The 262-nt window shown below is 55.0% G+C and carries 1 tRNA gene; it reads left to right on the plus strand.

Features of this window, described 5'->3' with window-relative positions:
• The first annotated feature begins 185 nt into the window (after positions 1-185).
• Positions 186-262, plus strand: a tRNA-Met gene (locus AB9K35_RS00410).

Raw genomic sequence — 262 nt, forward strand, 5'->3', positions numbered from 1 at the left:
TAAGCACTGTCGCGCCGATGGTACTTGGGCTCAAGCCCTGGGAGAGTAGGTCACCGCCAAACCTAGTAAAATCCAAAACCTCTCTTGAACGATACAATATTACCCGGAAAACGCGCCGATACGGCAAGTCACCGGATAATAGCCGGCCTCAAGTAGCGATCCGCGCGGTAGGCCAAACAAAGTGTCGCGGGATGGAGCAGCCAGGTAGCTCGTCAGGCTCATAACCTGAAGGTCGCAGGTTCAAATCCTGCTCCCGCAACCA

The sequence above is a fragment of the Leisingera sp. XS_AS12 genome (assembly GCF_041224635.1).
Classification (GTDB): domain Bacteria; phylum Pseudomonadota; class Alphaproteobacteria; order Rhodobacterales; family Rhodobacteraceae; genus Leisingera.